Source organism: Sphingomonas sandaracina (assembly GCF_036663695.1).
In the GTDB taxonomy this organism is placed as follows: Bacteria; Pseudomonadota; Alphaproteobacteria; order Sphingomonadales; family Sphingomonadaceae; genus Sphingomonas.
In genome coordinates, this window is sequence record NZ_JAXOJK010000002.1 from 275,043 (window position 1) to 294,017 (window position 18,975).

The following is an 18,975-nucleotide window of genomic DNA, read 5'->3' on the forward strand; positions in this document are numbered from 1 at the left end:
CGGGAGGGGCTAGGGGTGGGCACGCGTTGTCCTCGATTGCTGACGTCGCAGTATGTCGCGCCACTATCGCACCGCCAGCAAATGCTGAAGCCGGGCGCCCACCCCTCGGTCCCCTCCCGCTTGCGGGAGGGGAGGAAGATCAGTCCCGCACAATCAGATAATTCATCCGCGCAGTCGCAATCGGCTTCTCCCGTTCATCCTGCCACGCGGTCGCCTCGACATTGGCCACCCGCGTCCCCAACCGAGTCACGACGCCCGCCGCCCGCGTCGGCTTGTCCCGACCACCACGCATGAAATCGACCGTGACGTTCACCGGCTTGATCCGCCCGCCGCCCTCAGCCTCCAGCGCATGCTGCAAAGCCGCAATTGCCGCCATCTCCAGCAACCCGGAGATCGCACCGCCATGCAGGAACCCCGGCCGCCCGAGGACGTCGTCCGCAAACGGCATCAGCAGCACCGGCGGCGCGCCATCCTCGGCTTCGACCGACACGCGAAGAATCTCCGCATAGGGCGGCAGCCCGATCGTCATGCCTCGGTCCTTCTATTGAGACCCATGCCTGCCACGTCGCCCACCACCATGAACGTCCCCGCGACATGCGCCAGCGGATCGGCCGGGTCGCCGTCATGCGCCTGCCCGCGCACGAACGCGATCGAGCGCGTGATGCGGTAGCACTCGCCGCGCCCGATCACCGTCTTCCCCGGCGTCGCCGGCCGCAGATAATCGATCCGCAGGTCAAGCGTCGCATGCGGCACGAACGCATTGCGCTTGATCCAGATCGCCAGACTCGTCGCCATGTCCATCATCGTGATGATCGGCCCCGACGCGATCACGCCGCTCGTCGGATCGCCGATCAGCCGCTCGTCATAGGGCAGCGCAAGCTCCGCCCAGTCGTCGCCATGCGCGTGATAGCGCATCCCCAGCGCGGCGCCGTGCCCGCCGAACCCGCGCGTCGCAAACCATTGTGGATCAAAACCAGCCATGCGCGAGCCTCTACACGCCGTGTGAGCGCGCGCAACATTGCGGGCGCCGTTGCAGGTGGGAGCGGGGCCGGTTAGCGTTCTCGCAAAGATCGAGAGGATCGCGAGAATGAACGATCGGGTTACCATTACCGTCGCCGAGGGCATCGCCGACGTCCGCCTCGCGCGGGCGGAGAAAATGAACGCGATCGACCCGGCGATGTTCGACGGCATCACCGCCGCGATCGACCAGCTCAAGGGGATGACCGAAGTCCGCTGCGTCGTCTTGTCGGGCGAGGGCAAGGCGTTCTGCGCTGGGCTCGACATGGCCTCGATGGCCAGCGGCGGCTCGGGGCTGGCGCTAGGCGACCGGACCGAGGAAGGCGCCAACCTCGTCCAGCAGGTCGCGTGGGGCTGGCGCACGCTCCCGATGCCGGTGATCGCAGCAGTCCACGGCGTCGCGTTCGGCGGCGGCTTCCAGATCATGTCCGGCGCCGACATCCGCATCGCGCACCCGCAAGCAAGGTTCGCGATCCGCGAAAGCTATTGGGGCCTGGTCCCCGACATGGCCGGCATCGCGCTGTGGCGAACGCTGGCCCGCGACGACGTGCTCCGCGAACTTACCTACACCGCCCGCGAATTCGACGGCACCGAGGCGCTGCGCCACGGTTTCGTCACGCGGCTGTCCGAAGACCCGCTCGGCGAGGCGATGATGCTGGCCCGCGAGATCGCCGCGAGGAACCCCCACGCGATCCAGGGCTCGAAGCGCCTCTACAACCTCGCGGCGGATGAGGACGCGGTGGCGGTGCTGCACGCGGAAACCGAAGAGCAGTTAAAGGTCATCCGCACGCCGAACCAGGTCGAACAGGTGCGGGCCAACATGGAAAAGCGGGCCGCGGTGTTCGAGGATTGAGCCTCCCCGCGCGTCATCCTGACGAAAGTCAGGATGACGGGGAAGGGGGATGATTCAAAGGCGCTACCCCACTCGCCACCACCCCGGCGAAGGCCGGAGCCCAATTGGCAAGGTCGATGTAACGGAGCACCGTCTTCAGTCAGCACCGTCCCTCAATTGGGCCCCGGCCTTCGCCGGGGTGGTGGGATACGGATGACGGAGCGACGCGAGGCAAGGGCGTGGTGGGAGTGAAGTCCCCTACTTCACCCGGTCATACGGCGTGAAATCCCGAAACCGGCAATACCCCGACGGTATCGACATCCCTGCCGACACCGTCCGGAACCGATCGTTCCGACACAATTGTCCGCCATAAACATCGACGATCAACGTATCGAGCGGCCGCAGCGAGGGACATTTTCCGACCGGCCCGGTCTTCCAGACCCGCTTGCCCGACTGCCGGTACAGGATCGTCTGCGAATCGACGATCTCCGGCCCGTTAAGCTGCTGCAGATCGATGCACCGCACCGGCGCCCCCGCGATCCGCCCCGCCAACGGGTCCGACTTCCCCGCCACCAGCATAAGCGCCGCCGCTGCGATCACCGGAACACGCATCACGGCTTGCGATACGGGACGAAGTCGCCGAAGCTGCAACTCCCGGTCGGAAAGCGCGACGCCTGGTCGAACGTCTGCGCGATATCGCCGCGGCACAACTGCCCGCTCGGCGTCCGCGTCACGAGGATGTCGCCGCGCGCGATCCCCTCGCATCCGCCGGCCGTATCGCTCCGATACACCAGCCCGTTATTCACCCGGTACAGGATCGTCGCGCCGTAGCCCGAGCTCTGCTTCTGCGGGAACTGGCTGATGCAGGTCTCGGGCTTGCCCGGCAAGAGCCCGGCGAGTTCCTTCGCCAGCTTCTCCTGCACACCCGCCTCGCGCACCTGCGCCCGCTCGACCTCCGCCTGGGTCTGCGTACACGCGCCCAGCAATAGGGCCGGCAGCATCAAGAGTGGCAGGGTCTGCATCCGCATCGCAACGCTCCTCAAATTCCCGCCACCCTCATGCGCCTATTATCCGCGAAACGCATCCTTCGCCGCACGATAGCCCGCCAACTGCTCGACCGAAGTCGCCCGCAGGAACGGATTGGTCGCCCGCTCCCGGCCGATCGTCGTCGGCACGGTAGGCTCACCCTTCGCACGCGCCGCATCGACCTCGACCATCCGCGCGACGATCGCCGCATTGTCCGGCTCGGCGACCAGCGCATAGCGCCCGTTGCTCTGCGTATATTCATGCCCGCAGAACACCTCGGTCTCGTCCGGCAACACCGCATAGCGCTGCATGTTCGCGAACATGTCCGCCGGCGTGCCCTCGAACAGCCGCCCACATCCCATCGCGAACAGCGTGTCCCCGGTGAAGATCGCCGCATCGTCGGCGAAGTGGAACGCGATATGCCCCTGCGTATGCCCCGGCACCGTCATCACCGTCGCCTCATGTGCGCCGAGACGCACGACATCACCTTCGGCGACCTGCTCGTCGAGCGTCGGGATCTTGTCCGCCTCCGCCGCCGGGCCGACGACGGTCGCGCCATACGCCTTCATCTCGGCATTCCCGCCGGTATGATCGGGATGCCAGTGCGTCGTCCACACCCGGTCGATCCGCCAGTCGCGCATCTTGGCAGCGGCGATCACCGGCCCCGCCTCGCCCGGATCGACCACCACCGTCTCGCCCGAGACGGTGTCGTGGATCAACCAGGCGTAATTGTCGGAAAGCACCGGAACGCGGACGATGTCGAGCATCAGCGGTGCCTTACCACTTGCCGGTGTTCGGCATCGACGCCCACGGCTCGGCAGGAGCGAGCGCACCGTCCGCCTGCAACAGTTCGATCGAGATGTTGTCGGGGGTCCGCACGAACGCCATGTGCCCGTCACGCGGCGGCCGGTTGATCGTCACGCCGGCATCGTGGAGCCGCTGGCACGTGTCGTAGATATTGTCGACGCGGTAGGCGAGGTGGCCGAAGTTGCGGCCTTCGCCATATTCTTCCGGATCCCAATTGTGCGTCAGCTCGACCTCGGCACCCTCGTCGCCGGGGACCGAGAGGAAGATCAGCGTGAAGCGACCCTTCTCGTTCTCCATCCGCCGGACCTCCTTCAGGCCCAGCATTTCGAAGAACGCGATAGTCTTCGCCGGGTCGGTCACGCGGATCATGGTGTGGAGATATTTCATGCTTGCTCCGAGCGTTGTTCGAAGCCGCAGATAGGGACGGGGGCAGCGACGCGAAAGGGCGTCCCCTCAGTTCTTACCCCCTCCCTGGAAGGGAGGGGAGCAGGACGGCGCTAGCGTCCTACCGGAGCACCAGCACGCGGAGCGCTCGCACGAGGCGCATCGCCTGCCGCGTCGAACTGCCGTAACGCCGTCACCGCACTCCGCCCCACCGGCGTATCAGGCGCCAACCGCGCCGCCTGACCCCACGCCGCCCGCGCGCCATCCTCGTCGCCCGCCAAGGCCGCGATATTCCCCGCCTCCAGCTGCACCGAAGCATCGTCCGCCGAGCGCCGCAACGCCTCGCCGATATCCTTCTTCGCGCGCGCGGGGTTCCCCTCGCGCCGCGCCAGCGTCGCCGACAACAGCCAGGCGAGCGGATCGTCCGCCGCATTGGTCAACGCCAGATCGATATCGGTCCGCGCGGACTCCAGGTCGCCCGTCGCCACCAGCGCGCGTGCATGGTCGAGTTGCGCCTCGCCCAGTTCTAGCCCCGTCAGCGTCCCCGCCGTCAGCGCCGAATCGAGCGCCGTGCGCGCCTTGGCCGGCTGCGCGGCGGCAAGCCAGGCATTCCCCGCCTGCGCCCAGTAATTGGCCGATCGCGCGTCCTTGGCAGTCTGCGCCTCGCGCGCCGCCGCCTCGAACTCGCCCGCGGCCGACGGCCAGTTCTTCTCCGCGGCAAACGCGATGCCGGCGCACTGGCGCGCGAAATAGCGCCCGCCGGCGATCCGCCAGCGCCCGGCGTCCGCGCGCGCCGCGGCCGGCTCGGTCGCGGCGAGCGCAACGCAACGGCGGAAGCGACCTTCCTGAACGTCCGCCGGACCGGCCTCGGACGGCCCCGCTTTGCCGCGGCTCGTTGTTGCAGGCGGTGCCTTGACGGGCGCGGTCTGGATCGGGGCGGCGGCGAGAAGCAGCGTAAGGATCATAAGGCGGCGATCACATCCTCGACCGCCCGGATGATGAGTGCGATGTCGCTATCGCGCGACAGGCGGTGGTCGCCGTCCTTGACCAGCCATGTCTGCACATCGGCTGAACGCAACAGCTCGCCCAGCCGTGCGGTCCGGTGCCACGGCACGTCCGGATCGCGCTGACCCTGGACGAGGCGCACCGGGCCGTCGAACGCGATCTCGCCGAACATCAGCCGGTTCGCCTCGCCCGACGACCAGAACGCGCGGGTGTAGACGGTCGGCTCGGGGCCATAGGGGTTCTGGCGCTCGATCCGCCCGTTGCTCAGCAGCGCCATCTTCTCGTCGGTGGTGAAGCCCCAGTCGGTGAAGTCGGGCGCCGGCGCGATCCCGACCAGCCCCTTGACCAGATCGGGCCGCATCTTCGCCACCAGCAGCATCAGCCAGCCGCCCAGCGACGATCCGACGAGGATCGCGGAGTCCTCGACCCCATCCCCGACCAGCGCATCGATCATCGCCAGCGCGTCGTCGCGCCAGTCGACCAAGGTCTGGTCCTCGAACGCGCCTTCGCTCTGCCCGCACCCACCATAGTCGAACCGCAGAAAGGCACGCCCCTCGGACTTCGCCCAGGCTTCCAGCGTCACGGCCTTGGTGCCCGTCATGTCGGACGCATAGCCCGACAGGAACACGATCGTGGGGCCAGTAACGCCCTGAGCCGCGGGGCTATGATGATAGGCGAGGCGAGGGCGCTCCTTTGGGGGAGGCGTTGGCGCTGGCGGTGGGGAAATCTCGGTCATGCCGCCAGCTTTAGACCGTCTTAGAGGGGCTGGTGAAGATGTCTTCGATCGCCAGCTCGAACAGCTCGGCGATCTTGAACGCTAGCGGCAACGACGGATCGTAGCGCCCCGTCTCGATCGCATTGACGCTCTGCCGCGACACTTCGAGCCGTTCGGCCAAGTCGCCTTGGCTCCAGTCCCGCTCGGCGCGCAGTACCTTCAAGCGGTTCTTCACGCCGGGCGCCGCATCGTGAAGATGTTATACGCCCACCCGATCCACAGCCCAGCAAACCAGAGTACCGCTGCATAATAGGCGGCAATGTGCGGTACGAGTCCAAAGCCCTCGACGAACCCCCATGCGGTCATCACGCTCAGCATGAAGCCGGTCGCGATCAGCGACTGCCGGATCATCAGCATGCGCAGATACTCGTCGGTTTCCTCGACGATGTAGCGGCCCAGGGCGAAGAAGGTCCCGATCAACGGTATGGCGGGCAGTAATGCCGCACCATACGCGATCGGTCCGTGCAGCGTCCCGCGCATGAACAGCGCAATCACCGCCACCAGCAGAACCACGTAGATGAGTGTCAGCGGCACGACGCGGTAATAATACCGTCGAATGGCAGGGTTCATGAGCATGGCAAGCGTCCTTTCGAATCAGTAAAGGAAGCTTGTCATTCACCTGATAACGAGTCAATGACGCTTTACACGACGCTGCTTTCCTCCCCCCGCCAGAGGGAGGTGGCACCGAAGGTGACGGAGAGGGAGGACGCAGACCAGCCGCCGCTGCGAACACGTTCCAGGTGTGACCTTATCGTAACCTTTGGAAAGCCAGCGGGCTCGCCAGGACTAGTCAGATGATGAATTCGACCGTCTTCATCTGCGCCTGATCAGCCGCGACCGCGCCGCGCTTCTCGACCATCTGCCGGTGCAGTTCGGCGACCGTCTCGCTCCCCCGCGTCTTGCACAGCGCGGGGACGAAGGCGTGGACCAGCGCGCCGAGGCCGCCCTTGATCATCGTCATGCCGAAGCGCCCGGCGACCCCGAAATGCTCGGCATAGCTCTCGCCGACGGTTTCGGGATGGTCGAGGAAAAGGCGGCGGAACATGGGGGGTCTCCTTGGATCCCTTCGTATCAGCGCGCGGCGAGCGCGTCGACCATTCCTGCCGCCAGCACGCTCAGCGTGTCGTCTCGCGCGCCCATCACGACGATCCGGTCGCCGGGGCGTGCCTGCGCGACCAGTACGGCGGCGGCCTCTGAGCGGTCGGCGATATGCCGCGCATCGCGACCGCCTTCGACGATCTGCGCGACGATGTCCGCGCTGGTGACCTCCCGCGTGACCGTGCCGCCATAATAGGCCGGGTCGGGGAGGATCAGCACGTCGTCCTCGGCCATCCGCTCGACGAAGGTCGCGACGAGTTCGCGGCCCATCACCTTCAATGGGCCGTATCCGTGCGGTTGGAACAGCAGCAGCAGGCGCCCGGGGAAGGCGTGGAGCGTATCGAGCGTGGCGGCGATCTTGTCAGGGTTGTGGCCGAAATCGTCGATCACCGCGACGCCGCCACCTTCTCCGACCAGGTCGAAACGTCGCCGCAGGCCGGTGAACCCCGCGATCGCCTTCACCGCATCGGCGAGCGACACGTCCGCCGCCATCGCCGCACCGATCGCCGCCAGCGCGTTCGACACGTTGTGCCGACCAGGCACGGCGAGTTTCACCGGCGTCCGCACCCCGCGCGAGACGATGTCGAAGCGGATAGCGAACGGCGCGGGCTCCAGGTTCTCGGCGCGCAGGTCGGCCGACGCATCGATCGCAAACGTCGTTACTCGACCGCGCGGCAGGCGCGCGGCGAGCGCCGCCGCATCGGGATCGTTGGCGTTGATCACGGCGGTTTCGACCTTCGCGATGAAGCCGCCGAACAGCACGCGCAGTTCGTCGAGCGACTTGTGATCGAGGCTGACATTGTTGAGCACCGCGATCTTCGGCGCGTAGTGTGCGATCGATCCGTCGCTCTCGTCTACTTCGCTGACGAACGCCTCGTCCCCCTCGCGATCGTTCGCGCCGACCAGCGCGCTCGCGAACGGCGCGTCCGGCGTGGCGAAGTTCTTCATCACCGCGCCGTTCATCACCGTCGGATCACGCCCGACCGCGTGGAGAATCCAGCCGATCATGCCGGTCACGGTCGACTTGCCGCTGGTGCCGGCGATCCCGATCGGCAACCGGCTGTCGTTGAACAGCGACGCCAGCACTTCCGCCCGCGTCGCGCGCGCGCAGCCTAGCGCCTCGGCCGCGACCATGTCGGGCACGGTCGCCTCGATCGCGGCGGAGGCGATGACGAGCTGATCGGCCGAGACGATGCCGCTGCCATCCTGCGGGAACAGCGCGACGCCCTTGGCGGCGAGGTCGTCGAACTTGGCGGGGACGCGGCCCTGGTCGAGATTACGGTCCGAGCCGGCGACGGTCGCGCCGCGCCCCGCGAGGATCATCGCGAGCGGCATCATACCGCTGCCGCCGATGCCGACGAAGAAACAGGGGCGGTCGAAAGAGGGTTTGGCGATATCCATGGCGCCGCGATATGGGCGGTTTGGTAACGGGGCAAGGTGAGACGAACAATGCGCATCGGTGTCCTAGCCGCATCGAGCCGGGCCAACGCCGCGGCCATTCCCAGGATCACGGCCTATGCGGCCACCGCGTTCCCCGAGGTCGAACTGGTCTTCCATCCGCAATGCCTGGAAACCGACGGTCATTTCGCCGGCTCCGATTTCCGACGGGCGGCGGCGTTTCTCGAATATGCCAACGATCCGGCGTTCGATGCGATCTGGTTCCTGCGCGGTGGCTATGGTTCGAACCGGATTCTCGCGATGGTCATGCCCGAGCTCGGTCGGGCAGCGCGGCACAAGACGTATCTCGGCTATTCCGACGTCGGCTTCCTGCTCGGTGCGCTGTATGCGCGACGGATCGGCCGGCCGGTGCACGGGCCGATGGTCAGCGACGTCAACCGTCATGACGGCGAAGCGACGGTGGCGCGCTCGCTCGGCTGGATGGTGCGCGGCGATCGCGCGGGGCTGGAGCCGGGGCTCGACGGGCGTCCGTCGGCGGCGTTCAACCTCAGCATCCTGACCTCGCTGATCGGCACGCCGTGGCTACCCGACCTTACCGACCATGTGCTGATCGTCGAGGAGGTGTCGGAGCCGATGTACGCGATCGATCGGATGCTGTTCAAGGTCGCCAATGCCACGCAGTTGAAGGGCATTGCAGGGCTAAGGCTGGGCGCGGTGACCGCGGTGCACGAGAACGATCCGCCCTGGGGCGAGACTCTCGACTACATGATGATCCGCTGGTCGCGCGACATGGGGGTGCCGTATCTGGGTCGGGCGGAGATCGGGCACACGCAGGCGAACCGGGTGGTGCCGTTCGGCGTGGTTTGAGCGAGGAGATGTCAGGTAGTATCTAATGCCAAATCCACCCCGGCGAAGGCCGGGGCCCAATTGGAAAGGCGGAAGTAACGGAGTGCAATCCTCCGTTAGCGACGTTCCCCAATTGGACCCCGGCCTCCGCCGGGGTGGTATCTTGGTGCAATCGCGATCTACTACCGAGCAGCCGGATCGATCACCTGCATGCCACCAAAGCGCAGCTTCGGCTGCCCCGGCACGGTGTAGCTCCCCGCCACCTGCTCCACCGCCCATGCGCGCAAGTTCGCCACGACCTCTACGCGTTGCAGCCGATCGCGCTCGCGCATGAACACGACCAGATCGTCACGCCGGTTGCAGTCGCGCGTATCTGCCGTCGCGCACGGCGAATACAGGATCGCCAGCGCTACGATCTTGCCCGCAGGATCGAGTACCGCTGCGCCCTTTTCCGGGCAGCTATGCGCGCGACACGCGGTGAAGCGGTACAGCGCGCCGATCCGCGTCGGCGCATCCGGCGGACCGTGCAGCACCTCGATCTGCTGATCGGCGACGTCGCCGTCCTTGTAGAGATACGCCGCTTTGCGCTTGCCGATGAACCGCCGGACTGCGGCCTTGAACGCGGGCGCCTGGACCAACTGGTTCGTATCACGGCACGCCGACAACCTCGCGGGCGTGCAGCCCGCAGCAGGACCCGTGGCGGTGGACAGCATCAGCACCAGACCCAGCATGACCTTCTCCCAAACCACCCAGGCACTCTCCGATTCGGCGCATGTCCGTCTGGAGTAGCCCTGTGCGCGTATCACCTTATATACACGCCGTGCGCGGATCGACCCGCGCGCGTCACCCCGAGAGAAAGTCTCCCATGTCCGCAATGTTCCGAATCACGCTGCCCGACGGTTCCGTCCGCGAGGTTGCGCCCGGGACTACCCCCGCGGATGTCGCCGCCGCGATCGGGCCGGGCCTCGCCAAGGCCGCGCTCGCCGCGCGCATCGACGGGCAGGTGCGTGATCTCAACCGGCCGTTCGAGGGCGATACCGCGCTCGCGCTGGTCACCGCGCGCGACGAGGCGGATGCACTCGAACTCGTCCGCCACGATCTCGCGCACGTCATGGCGGAGGCGGTGCAGCATTTGTTCCCCGGCACGCAGATCACCTTCGGTCCCGCGACCGACGACGGCTTCTACTACGACTTCGCGCCGAAGGACCGCCCCTTCACCGACGAGGACCTGCCGGTGATCGAAGCCGAGATGCGCGCGATCATCGCCCGCAACGAGCCGTTCCTGCGCGAGGTCTGGTCGCGCCAGCAGCTGATCGACCGCTGGACGCAGCAGGGCGAGACCTTCAAGGCCGAATGGGCCGCCGAACTGCCTGACGGCGAGGAGCTGACGATCTACCGCCAGGGCGAGTGGCTCGACATGTGCCGCGGCCCGCACATGGCCTCGACCGGCAAGCTCGATCCCGCCGCCTTCAAGCTGACGCGCGTGAGCGGTGCCTATTGGCGCGGCGACCAGAAGAACGCGATGCTGTCACGCATCTACGGCACCGGCTGGCTCAACAAGAAGCAGCTCGACCAGCATCTCTTCCGCCTTGAGGAAGCCGCCAAGCGCGATCACCGCAAGATCGGCGCAGAGATGGACCTGTTCCACCTCCAGTCCGAGGCGCAAGGGTCGGTGTTCTGGCATCCCAAGGGCTTCGTGCTCTGGCGCCAGATGGAGGCGTATATGCGCCGCCGTCTCGACGCGGCCGACTATGCCGAGGTCAAGACCCCGCAGCTGATGGACGCCAAGCAGTGGGAGCAGTCGGGCCACTGGGGCAAGTACCGCGAGAACATGTTCGTCGTGCCGGACGAGATCCCGAACGTCGAGGACGATGACGAGAATGGGGGCGCTGTGCTGTCGGGCGAAGGCGACCTGATGGCGCTCAAGCCGATGAACTGCCCGGCGCACGTCCTGATCTTCAAGCAGGGGATCAAGTCGTACCGCGACCTGCCGATCCGGATGGCCGAGTTCGGCTGCTGCCACCGCAACGAGCCGCACGGCGCGCTGCACGGCATCATGCGCGTTCGCCAGTTCACGCAGGATGACGCGCATATCTTCGTCCGCGAGGACCAGCTGGTCGAGGAAGTGCGCAAGTTCTGTGAGCTGCTCGACAGCGTCTACAAGGACCTCGGCTTCGAGGATTACGCGGTGAAGCTCGCGCTGCGCCCCGAGAAGCGGTTTGGCGAAGACGCGATGTGGGACAAGGCCGAAGCGGAGCTGCGCGAAGCCGTGATGCAATCGACGCTGAGCGACACGATCAAGGCGAATTTCGAGGAATTGCCGGGCGAGGGGGCGTTCTACGCGCCCAAGCTCGAATTCCACCTGACCGACGCGATCGGCCGGACGTGGCAGGTCGGCACGATCCAGTCTGACCGCGTGCTACCCGACCGACTCGACGCGTCCTATGTCGGTGCGGACGGTGAGCGGCATCGCCCGGTCATGCTCCACCGCGCGATCCTCGGCACGTTCGAGCGGTTCATCGGCATCCTGATCGAGCATCACGCCGGCCGCTTCCCGCTGTGGCTGGCACCGGTGCAGGTGGTGGTCGCGACGATCGTGTCGGACGCCGACGACTATGCGCATGAGGTTGCCGCGACCTTGCGCAAGGCGGGCCTTCGCGTCGAGACCGACCTTCGCAACGAGAAGATCAATTACAAGGTGCGCGAGCATTCGCTGGCCAAGGTGCCGCTGCTGTTCGTGGTCGGCAAGCGCGAGGCGGACGAAGGCACCGTCGCGATCCGGCGTCTCGGCAGCCAGGGCCAGGAGATGATGGCGCTCGCCGATGCGACCGCACGGGTTGCGATTGAAGCACGCGCACCCGATATGTGATCCAACGGGGCCGGCTTTTCGCGCAGACGTTTCTGCGCTATACGCCGGCCCAAATACTCTGTCAGAAACTTCAGGAGCAACCCCCATACGTCCTCCCACGATCCGCCGGCCGATGCAGACGCCCGCAATGAACGGCCCGCGATTCAACGAATTCATCCAGAGCCAGAAGGTCCGCGTGATTGATCACGAGGGCGAGAATCTGGGCGTGATGTACACACGCGAAGCGATCGAGCAGGCAGCCGAGCATGGCCTCGACCTGGTCGAAGTGTCGCCTAACGCCGATCCGCCCGTCGCCAAGTTCCTCGATGTCGGCAAGTTCAAGTACGAGGCGCAGAAGAAGGCGAACCTCGCACGCAAGTCCCAGAAGACGCAGGAGATCAAGGAGATCAAGATGCGTCCGAACATCGACGACCATGACTACGACACTAAGATGAAGAAGGTGAACGACTTCATCGGCGAGGGCGACAAGGTCAAGATCACGCTGCGTTTCCGCGGTCGTGAGCTTAGCCACGGCCAGCTCGGCATGAACCTGTTGAAGCGCGTCCAGGACGACGTCGCGGAGATCGCCAAGATTGAGGCGTATCCGCGCATGGAAGGTCGCCAGATGCTGATGGTGCTCGCGCCCAAGTAATCCGTCCAGCGGCTTTGCCGTGATGACATGACGTTTGAGGCTGGTCGGTCCCTTGGGGCCGGCCGGCCTTTTTCTTGTCTGCGATCGCTGCGGGCTGCGCATCGGCGGGTCGGCACAGGGCGTCTGGGCTCGCCGCGATCCACCGATTCCAAAGCATCGACAAGGCGCGCATGCGCTTGTTCTCCCGTGACACTCCGACCGCGTTGTATGCGGTAAGTCTCGTCCGAAGAGCGCGAGCGGCATTCGCGACTCTATCTTGGTCACGGCACATGACGAAGCCTGACGAATAGTTGCAATTTGAAACTAGGGTTTGGCCGCTGCCGCTCTGTGGCGGTTTGGAGACACGATCTTCAAAAATCTGTTTCCGTATGCGGAAATTACTAGACGTGCAGGGCGGAATATCTCTACCAATGCTCCAAACCATAAGTTCGAAAATATTCGAACACATCAGGAGAGAGTGCCGATGCGTATGATCGCATATCTGTTGTCCGCAGCCGCCACCGCGGCCATTGTAACACCGGCACTCGCGCAGCAGGCGACCTCCACCGTCGAGGCGCAGGCGACGCCGTCGCAGGGTACGGCGAACGCATCGGTCGACGGACAGACCAGCGCCGCGACCGATGCCGATACGACGCGCGCCGCCAGCGCAGCAGCCGACACCGGCGGCAACGCCAGCGACATCGTCATCACCGCAACCCGCCGTTCCGAGCGTCTGTCGAACGTACCGATCGCGGTCTCGGCGGTCGGTCAGGAAGCGCTGCAGAACTCCGGCGGCAGCGACATCCGCTCGCTCAACCAGCTTGCCCCGTCGCTGCTGATCTCGTCGACGGGCAACGAATCGAACGCTTCGGCGCGTATTCGCGGCATCGGTACGGTCGGCGACAATCCGGGTCTCGAAAGCTCGGTCGCGGTCTTCATCGACGGCGTGTATCGCAGCCGCACCGGAGTCGGCCTCAACGAGTTGGGTGAAATCGACCGCGTCGAAGTGCTGCGCGGGCCGCAGGGTACCCTGTTCGGGCGTAATGCGTCGGCAGGTCTCATCAACATCATCACGCGCTCGCCCGAGTTCGACTGGCACGGCAACGCCGAGGCGACCTACGGCAATTACGACCAGAAGCGGGTCGCAGCCGGCATCACCGGACCGCTGATCGCCGACAAGCTAGCCTTCCGCGTCGATGGCGTCTTCGTGAAGCGCGACGGTTTCTACAAGAACGTCACCGCGGCCAACGGCAGCGAAAGCCGCGTCAACGACCGCGATCGCTATTTCGTCCGTGGCCAGTTGCTGTTCAACCCTACGGAAAGCCTGAGCTTTCGCCTGATCGGCGACTATTCGCACCGCAAGGAAAGCTGCTGCGGCGCGGTCTATTACAACCAAGTCGAGACCACCGACCCGACGCCGAACGCGGCCGGCGTTGCGCCGTTCTTCGGGACGGTCAACGCCGATGGCGCGGTCGTAAACAACCCGACCAACCGCATCGTCGACATTTTGCGCCGTCAGGGCGCCGTGTTCCCGCAGGCTGGAAACACGCCCAACCCGTTCAGCCGCGAAGTCGCGATCACGCCGGGTCAGACCTTCCGGAACACGACCAAGGATTACGGTGGCTCGCTGCAAGCCGACTGGGATCTCGGTGGTGCCACGTTGACGTCGATCACCTCGTATCGTCAGTATAAGTCCGGCAATGCGGGCGACGTCGATTATACCAACATCGATCTTACGCGCCGCTCGGCGGACGGCAACGCCTACCGCCAGTTCAAGACCTTCACGCAGGAAGCCCGCCTTCAGGGTTCGCTGTTCAACGACAAGCTCGACTGGCTGATCGGCGGCTTCTATTCGAACGAGAAGCTGAAGCTCGTCGATAACGTCGTCTTCGGCGCGCAATACGGCCAATTCGCGGCCTGCCGCCTCGTCGCGACGGTCAGTCCGGTTGCCGCGCTCCAGAACCAGAACAATCCGGGCTGCATGAGCGCCGCTGGACGCGCAACTATCGGCGGCGCCTTTGGTCCCGCAGGTGGCCTGATCACGTCCGCACTCGATCGTCTGACCGGCGGTCCCGGCCTTGGCGGCGGCGTGAACAACGTCGGCGACTCCGGCTCCATCTACCGCCAGAAGAGCGAGAATTACGCGTTCTTCACGCACAACATCCTGCATCTGACCGATACGTTGTCGCTGACCGGTGGTCTTCGCTACACGCACGAGAAAAAGACGTTCAACGCCAAGTTCAACAACAACAACACGGTCTGCCCGATCCAGCAGGCGGCACTTGCGCCGCTGACGCTGACGCAGAGCGCCGCCACGTCGTTTGCGCAGGGCATCGTCACGTTGACCTGCACGGGTAACTCCAGCACCGCGCTGAATGCGCTCGACCTCAACGACAGCTTCGGCGACGGCGAATTCACCGGCACGGCAGTCCTGTCGTGGAAGCCGTTCACCAAGTTGCTGACCTACGCGTCCTTCGCGAAGGGCTACAAGGCGGGCGGCTACAATCTCGATCGATCGGATCTCGGCGGCGTAAACGGGGTGCTGTCGCCGCGCAGCAACGCCGATGCAGCAGGATTGCGCTTCAACGCCGAGAAGGTGAACAATTACGAGCTTGGTGCGAAATTCAACACGCGCGGCTTCACGCTCAACGTTGCCGCGTTCCGCCAGGAGTTCAGCGACTTCCAGCTCAACACCTTCAACGGCTCCATCTTCGTCGTCCAGAACGTCGAAGCCTGTAAGGATAGTCTGAACGGCCTCGACAGCGACAACGGCTTCAATCCGGTCACCGGCGCACAGACCGGGACGTGCCCGACGAACCGCTCGGACAAGCCGGGCGTGATCTCGCAGGGCGTCGAGCTGGAGGCGACGATGTCGCCGATCAAGCAGGTCACGTTCACTGCCGGCTACACCTATGCCGACACGTTCTTCCGCAAGAACCTGATCGGCAGCTCGACGACGGGCGAGGCGCTCGACCGCGCGCTCTTCCTCCTGCCGGGCAAGCAGCTGTCGAACGCCCCCAAGAACGTCGTGACTACGTCGTTCGCGTGGACGCCGGATATCGGCGCGAACGGCATGTCGGGTCTGATCTATGTCGATAGCCGCCTGTCGTCCGACTACAACACCGGCTCCGACCTGGCGCCCGAGAAGAAGCAGGACGGCTTTGCGGTGGTCAACGCGCGTGTCGGTCTGCGCGGCAAGGACCAGGCTTGGGCGCTCGAGTTCTGGGCGCAGAACGTGTTCAACAAGAACTACATCCAGGTGGCGTTCAACACGCCGTTCCAGGGTGCGGGATCTTCGGCAAACGTCGCAGCTTACGGTGGCACCGGCAACGCGCTCTACTCGGCATTCCTCGCCGAGCCACGCACCTACGGCCTGACGCTCCGCTCGCGCTTTTGATCGGATGAGTCGGTAAAAGCCGGCCTGCAGTTCGCTGCGGGCCGGCTTTTTCGTGTCCCCCGTCTATGCTCTTCTCGCAGGGAAGAACCGAAGGCCTGAGGCCTAAGCCGCCAGGTCGATCTCTTCGCCCGCTGCCGCCGCGAGCAACCTGCGCTCCAGCGTCCGCAATCGCGCCGGCGCGGTGATCCGGTCGCCCGTCAGGTCGGTGATGTAGAACGTATCCACCGCGCGCTCGCCGTATGTCGCGACATGTGCGGAGTGGATCGTTACCTTCGACTGGAACAGCGCGTTGGCGAGCTGGTTCAGCAGTGCCGGGCGATCGCGCGCGTTGACCTCGACCACCGTGAAGCGGTTCGACGCCTTGTTGTCGACCAGCGCGTTCGGCACGATGTCGAACGCTTCCGCCCGCGTCCGGGGCAGGGGCTTCGCCACCAGTCGGTCGGCGAGCTTGCCACGGTTGGCCAGCGCGTCCTCGATCGCGGTCTTGAGGCGGGAGAGTTGGCCGGTCTCGTCGAACGGCCGGCCGAACGGATCCTGGACGAGGAAATTGTCGATCGCCATCCCGTCGCGCGTGGTGTGGATGCGCGCGTCGATGATGTTGCCGCCGGCGACGTGGATCGCACCGGCGATGCGGTAGAACAGCCCGGGATGATCGGCGGCGTAGATCGTCACCAGCGTCGCCCCGCGCCCCGGATAGACGTGCGCATCGATCGCGAGCCGCGCATCGCCGGTGTTCGCGAGGAAGCGCGCATTGTGGGCCAGCACGTCCTCGGGCTCGGCGATCCAATAGGCCTCGGGTAGCCGGTGGACGAGCGTCGCAAACGTCTCCTCGTCCCAACCGAGCGCGTCGCGCAGATGCTCCTGCTTGGCGGCGATCCGCTCGGCACGGCCCTTCTGCTTGTGACCAAGCCGCAGGACCTCCTCGGCCGCTTCGTACAGGTCGCCGAGCAACTGGCGTTTCCAGCCGTTCCACACGCCAGGGCCGACCGCGCGAATGTCGACGATCGTCAGGGTCAGCAGCAGGCGGAGGCGCTCCGGGCTCTGCACCACGTCGCAGAAATCGAGGATCGTCTTGAAGTCGCTCAGATCGCGCTTGAACGCGGTCGCCGACATCAGCAGATGCCAGCGGACCAGCCACGCGACGGTTTCGGTCTCGGCAGGGGTCAGTCCGAAACGCGGGCAGAGCCGCCGTGCCACCTCCGCGCCGAGTATCGAATGGTCGCCGCCGCGCCCCTTCGCGATATCGTGGAGGAGCACCGCGACGTACAGCGCGCGGCGCGACACGATCTGCTCGAAGATCGCGCTGGCGAGCGGATGATCCTCCTTCAACGCGCCACTCTCGATCCGCGCGAGCAGGCCGATCGCGCGGATGGTGTGCTCGTCGACCGTATAGTGATGGTACATGTCGAACTGCATCTGCGCGACGACGCGCGCGAAGTCGGGCACGAACCGGCCGAACACGCCGGCCTCGTTCATCCAGCGCAACACCAGCTCCGGATCGCGCGGGGAGGTCAGCACATCGAGGAACAACGCGTTGGCCGACGGGCTGGTGCGGACATCGTCGACCAGTTTGGCATCGCGCGCGGCGGCACGCATCGCCAGCGGATGGATTTCGACGCCGTGCTTGTCGGCAAGCTGGAAGATCTCGATCAGGCGGCCGGGATCGGCCTGGAAGAAATCGTCGCTCGGCAGCGCCAGACGACCGCGATCGAGCACGAAGCCGTTGAGCTTGCGCGGCGAGCGGCGGATCGTCGGCAACCCGAAACGCCGCCCCCGCGCCGCGAATTTTTCATCGAGATGCGCCAGGAACACGCCGCTGAGCGTGCCGACCGTCTTCGCCTGCAGGAAGTAGAACTGCATGAACCGTTCGACCTTCGACTTTCCCGGCCGATCTGAGAATCGCATCCGATCGGCGATCTCGCGTTGCAGGTCGAACGTCAGGCGATCCTCGGCGCGGCCGGTGACGCTGTGCAGGTGGCAACGCACCGCCTGGAAGAAATTGTCGGCGCGGTGGAACAGGCGGTATTCGGCCTTGGTGAACAGCCCGACCTCGACCAGTTCGGCGGCGCGCTGCACGTCGTAGATGTATTTGCCGATCCAGAACAACGCGTGGAGATCGCGCAGTCCGCCCTTGCCCTCCTTCACATTGGGCTCGACGACGTAGCGGGTGTCACCCATCTTGCGGTGGCGTGCGTCGCGTTCGGCGAGCTTGTCGGCGATGAAGGTGCGCGCGGTGTCGGCCTGAACCTCGGTCTTGAAACGGTGCGACGCCTGTTCGTACAGCTCGGTGTCGCCGCAGACATAGCGCGCCTCGAGCAGTGCAGTGCGGACCGTGACGTCCGCCTTGGCTTGGCGAACCATCTCGTCGAGCGAGCGGCTGGACTGGCCGAGCTTCAGCCCCAGATCCCACAAGGCGTACAGCATCGATTCGATCACGCGCTCGGCCCAGGGGGTCTGCTTGCCGGGGGTGAGGAAGCCGATGTCGACGTCCGAATGCGGCGCCATTTCCGCGCGGCCATAGCCGCCGACCGCGATCAGCGTCAGGCGTTCGCCGATCGTCGGGTTGGGCAACGGGTACAGCCGCTGCGTCGTGAAATCGAACAGGATCCGGAGCAGCGCGTCGATCAGATAGGCTTGCGCACCGGATGCCTCCAGCCCGCGTGACGGATGTTCGACGAGGCGGCGTTCGACCTCGATCCGCCCTTTCTCCAGCGCGGCCTTTAGCAGCACGGTCGCGTCGCGCCGCAGTGCGGTCGGGTCGACGCCTTCCAGCGCAGCGATGGTTTCGGCGACCGCGCGGCGATCGATGATCGTGCGACGGTTGGGGAGGGTATCGAAGCGGCCGGACATGCCCCTCAGATAGGGGCGCAAGCCGGATGCGTCATCAGGATTGCGCAAATGCCCGCCGAAA

At 65.6% G+C, this 18,975-nt stretch carries 19 protein-coding genes; 5 read left to right on the plus strand and 14 right to left on the minus strand.

All coding sequences use genetic code 11. From position 1 onward, the window contains the following. Positions 1 to 139: 139 nt before the first annotated feature. Both U1707_RS06615 and U1707_RS06620 read right to left on the minus strand, forming a co-directional pair. A complete protein-coding gene (locus U1707_RS06615; RefSeq protein ID WP_332799301.1) occupies positions 140 to 529 on the minus strand; it encodes a PaaI family thioesterase in 390 nt (129 codons plus the stop codon). After that, positions 526 to 981 (minus strand): PaaI family thioesterase, encoded by a 456-nt coding sequence (locus U1707_RS06620; protein WP_332799302.1) that lies wholly within the window; start codon positions 979 to 981, stop codon positions 526 to 528. Before U1707_RS06620 ends, U1707_RS06615 begins: the two co-directional genes overlap by 4 nt. A 106-nt stretch (positions 982 to 1,087) precedes the next feature. Between U1707_RS06620 and U1707_RS06625 the strand changes: the two genes are divergently transcribed. After that, positions 1,088 to 1,870: a crotonase/enoyl-CoA hydratase family protein gene (locus U1707_RS06625; RefSeq protein ID WP_332799303.1), complete on the plus strand. Its 783-nt coding sequence runs from the start codon at positions 1,088 to 1,090 to the stop codon at positions 1,868 to 1,870. 237 nt (positions 1,871 to 2,107) lie between these two features. Here U1707_RS06625 and U1707_RS06630 read toward each other — a convergent pair whose 3' ends face one another. From U1707_RS06630 to U1707_RS06675, 10 genes are all read right to left on the minus strand, one after another. Next, on the minus strand, positions 2,108 to 2,461 hold the full coding sequence (locus U1707_RS06630; protein WP_332799304.1) for a hypothetical protein: 354 nt from the start codon (positions 2,459 to 2,461) through the stop codon (positions 2,108 to 2,110). Further along, a complete protein-coding gene (locus tag U1707_RS06635; protein ID WP_332799305.1) occupies positions 2,461 to 2,877 on the minus strand; it encodes a hypothetical protein in 417 nt (138 codons plus the stop codon). Before U1707_RS06635 ends, U1707_RS06630 begins: the two co-directional genes overlap by 1 nt. A gap of 39 nt (positions 2,878 to 2,916) precedes the next feature. Further along, positions 2,917 to 3,642 (minus strand): hydroxyacylglutathione hydrolase, encoded by a 726-nt coding sequence (gene gloB, locus U1707_RS06640; RefSeq protein ID WP_332799306.1) that lies wholly within the window; start codon positions 3,640 to 3,642, stop codon positions 2,917 to 2,919. A gap of 10 nt (positions 3,643 to 3,652) precedes the next feature. Further along, the gene (locus tag U1707_RS06645) at positions 3,653 to 4,069 is read right to left on the minus strand and encodes a VOC family protein (protein WP_332799307.1); all 417 of its coding nucleotides are present in this window, start codon (positions 4,067 to 4,069) and stop codon (positions 3,653 to 3,655) included. 110 nt (positions 4,070 to 4,179) lie between these two features. Further along, positions 4,180 to 5,031 (minus strand): tetratricopeptide repeat protein, encoded by an 852-nt coding sequence (locus U1707_RS06650; protein WP_332799308.1) that lies wholly within the window; start codon positions 5,029 to 5,031, stop codon positions 4,180 to 4,182. Next, complete coding sequence (locus U1707_RS06655) at positions 5,028 to 5,807, minus strand: alpha/beta hydrolase family protein (protein WP_332799309.1); 780 nt, start codon at positions 5,805 to 5,807, stop codon at positions 5,028 to 5,030. Before U1707_RS06655 ends, U1707_RS06650 begins: the two co-directional genes overlap by 4 nt. A 10-nt stretch (positions 5,808 to 5,817) precedes the next feature. After that, positions 5,818 to 6,021, minus strand: a complete 204-nt coding sequence (locus U1707_RS06660; RefSeq protein WP_187504005.1) for a helix-turn-helix transcriptional regulator — start codon at positions 6,019 to 6,021, stop codon at positions 5,818 to 5,820. After that, entirely contained in the window at positions 6,018 to 6,422 is a 405-nt protein-coding gene (locus U1707_RS06665; RefSeq protein WP_332799310.1) for a hypothetical protein, read from the minus strand. The genes U1707_RS06660 and U1707_RS06665 overlap by 4 nt, the downstream gene beginning before the upstream one ends. A 214-nt stretch (positions 6,423 to 6,636) precedes the next feature. Continuing rightward, entirely contained in the window at positions 6,637 to 6,891 is a 255-nt protein-coding gene (locus U1707_RS06670) for a DUF6356 family protein (RefSeq protein WP_332799311.1), read from the minus strand. Positions 6,892 to 6,917: 26 nt separating this feature from the next. Further along, entirely contained in the window at positions 6,918 to 8,345 is a 1,428-nt protein-coding gene (locus U1707_RS06675) for a Mur ligase family protein (RefSeq protein WP_332799312.1), read from the minus strand. A gap of 48 nt (positions 8,346 to 8,393) precedes the next feature. Between U1707_RS06675 and U1707_RS06680 the strand changes: the two genes are divergently transcribed. Next, positions 8,394 to 9,209, plus strand: a complete 816-nt coding sequence (locus U1707_RS06680) for an LD-carboxypeptidase (RefSeq protein ID WP_332799313.1) — start codon at positions 8,394 to 8,396, stop codon at positions 9,207 to 9,209. A 161-nt stretch (positions 9,210 to 9,370) separates the two neighbouring features. On the opposite strand, the gene U1707_RS06685 is transcribed toward U1707_RS06680, so the two are convergent. Then, the gene (locus U1707_RS06685) at positions 9,371 to 9,919 is read right to left on the minus strand and encodes a hypothetical protein (protein ID WP_332799314.1); all 549 of its coding nucleotides are present in this window, start codon (positions 9,917 to 9,919) and stop codon (positions 9,371 to 9,373) included. Between the two features lie 134 nt (positions 9,920 to 10,053). Here U1707_RS06685 and thrS point away from each other — a divergent pair, with 134 nt between their 5' ends. The 3 genes from thrS to U1707_RS06700 all read left to right on the plus strand — a co-directional run bounded on the left by thrS (position 10,054) and on the right by U1707_RS06700 (position 16,064). Beyond that, a complete protein-coding gene (gene thrS, locus U1707_RS06690) occupies positions 10,054 to 12,057 on the plus strand; it encodes a threonine--tRNA ligase (protein WP_332799315.1) in 2,004 nt (667 codons plus the stop codon). A 112-nt stretch (positions 12,058 to 12,169) separates the two neighbouring features. After that, positions 12,170 to 12,688, plus strand: a complete 519-nt coding sequence (gene infC / locus U1707_RS06695) for a translation initiation factor IF-3 (protein ID WP_056051537.1) — start codon at positions 12,170 to 12,172, stop codon at positions 12,686 to 12,688. Positions 12,689 to 13,151: 463 nt separating this feature from the next. Beyond that, positions 13,152 to 16,064 carry a TonB-dependent receptor gene (locus U1707_RS06700; RefSeq protein WP_332799316.1) on the plus strand — a complete coding sequence of 971 codons (2,913 nt, stop codon included), beginning with the start codon at positions 13,152 to 13,154 and terminating at the stop codon, positions 16,062 to 16,064. 102 nt (positions 16,065 to 16,166) lie between these two features. Here U1707_RS06700 and U1707_RS06705 read toward each other — a convergent pair whose 3' ends face one another. Further along, the gene (locus tag U1707_RS06705; protein WP_332799317.1) at positions 16,167 to 18,914 is read right to left on the minus strand and encodes a [protein-PII] uridylyltransferase; all 2,748 of its coding nucleotides are present in this window, start codon (positions 18,912 to 18,914) and stop codon (positions 16,167 to 16,169) included. Positions 18,915 to 18,975: the final 61 nt, after the last annotated feature.

Bases quoted from the DNA above. Each gene is read 5' to 3' on its own strand.
- U1707_RS06630 (WP_332799304.1), bottom strand. From the start codon at position 2,461: ATGCGTGTTCCGGTGATCGCAGCGGCGGCGCTTATGCTGGTGGCGGGG.
- U1707_RS06665 (WP_332799310.1), bottom strand. From the start codon at position 6,422: ATGCTCATGAACCCTGCCATTCGACGGTATTATTACCGCGTCGTGCCG.
- U1707_RS06625 (WP_332799303.1), top strand. From the start codon at position 1,088: ATGAACGATCGGGTTACCATTACCGTCGCCGAGGGCATCGCCGACGTC.
- infC (WP_056051537.1), top strand. From the start codon at position 12,170: ATGCAGACGCCCGCAATGAACGGCCCGCGATTCAACGAATTCATCCAG.
- U1707_RS06680 (WP_332799313.1), top strand. From the start codon at position 8,394: ATGCGCATCGGTGTCCTAGCCGCATCGAGCCGGGCCAACGCCGCGGCC.
- U1707_RS06675 (WP_332799312.1), bottom strand. From the start codon at position 8,345: ATGGATATCGCCAAACCCTCTTTCGACCGCCCCTGTTTCTTCGTCGGC.
- U1707_RS06645 (WP_332799307.1), bottom strand. From the start codon at position 4,069: ATGAAATATCTCCACACCATGATCCGCGTGACCGACCCGGCGAAGACT.
- U1707_RS06650 (WP_332799308.1), bottom strand. From the start codon at position 5,031: ATGATCCTTACGCTGCTTCTCGCCGCCGCCCCGATCCAGACCGCGCCC.
- U1707_RS06635 (WP_332799305.1), bottom strand. From the start codon at position 2,877: ATGCGGATGCAGACCCTGCCACTCTTGATGCTGCCGGCCCTATTGCTG.
- U1707_RS06620 (WP_332799302.1), bottom strand. From the start codon at position 981: ATGGCTGGTTTTGATCCACAATGGTTTGCGACGCGCGGGTTCGGCGGG.
- U1707_RS06670 (WP_332799311.1), bottom strand. From the start codon at position 6,891: ATGTTCCGCCGCCTTTTCCTCGACCATCCCGAAACCGTCGGCGAGAGC.
- U1707_RS06705 (WP_332799317.1), bottom strand. From the start codon at position 18,914: ATGTCCGGCCGCTTCGATACCCTCCCCAACCGTCGCACGATCATCGAT.
- thrS (WP_332799315.1), top strand. From the start codon at position 10,054: ATGTCCGCAATGTTCCGAATCACGCTGCCCGACGGTTCCGTCCGCGAG.
- U1707_RS06615 (WP_332799301.1), bottom strand. From the start codon at position 529: ATGACGATCGGGCTGCCGCCCTATGCGGAGATTCTTCGCGTGTCGGTC.
- U1707_RS06655 (WP_332799309.1), bottom strand. From the start codon at position 5,807: ATGACCGAGATTTCCCCACCGCCAGCGCCAACGCCTCCCCCAAAGGAG.
- U1707_RS06700 (WP_332799316.1), top strand. From the start codon at position 13,152: ATGCGTATGATCGCATATCTGTTGTCCGCAGCCGCCACCGCGGCCATT.
- U1707_RS06685 (WP_332799314.1), bottom strand. From the start codon at position 9,919: ATGCTGGGTCTGGTGCTGATGCTGTCCACCGCCACGGGTCCTGCTGCG.
- gloB (WP_332799306.1), bottom strand. From the start codon at position 3,642: ATGCTCGACATCGTCCGCGTTCCGGTGCTTTCCGACAATTACGCCTGG.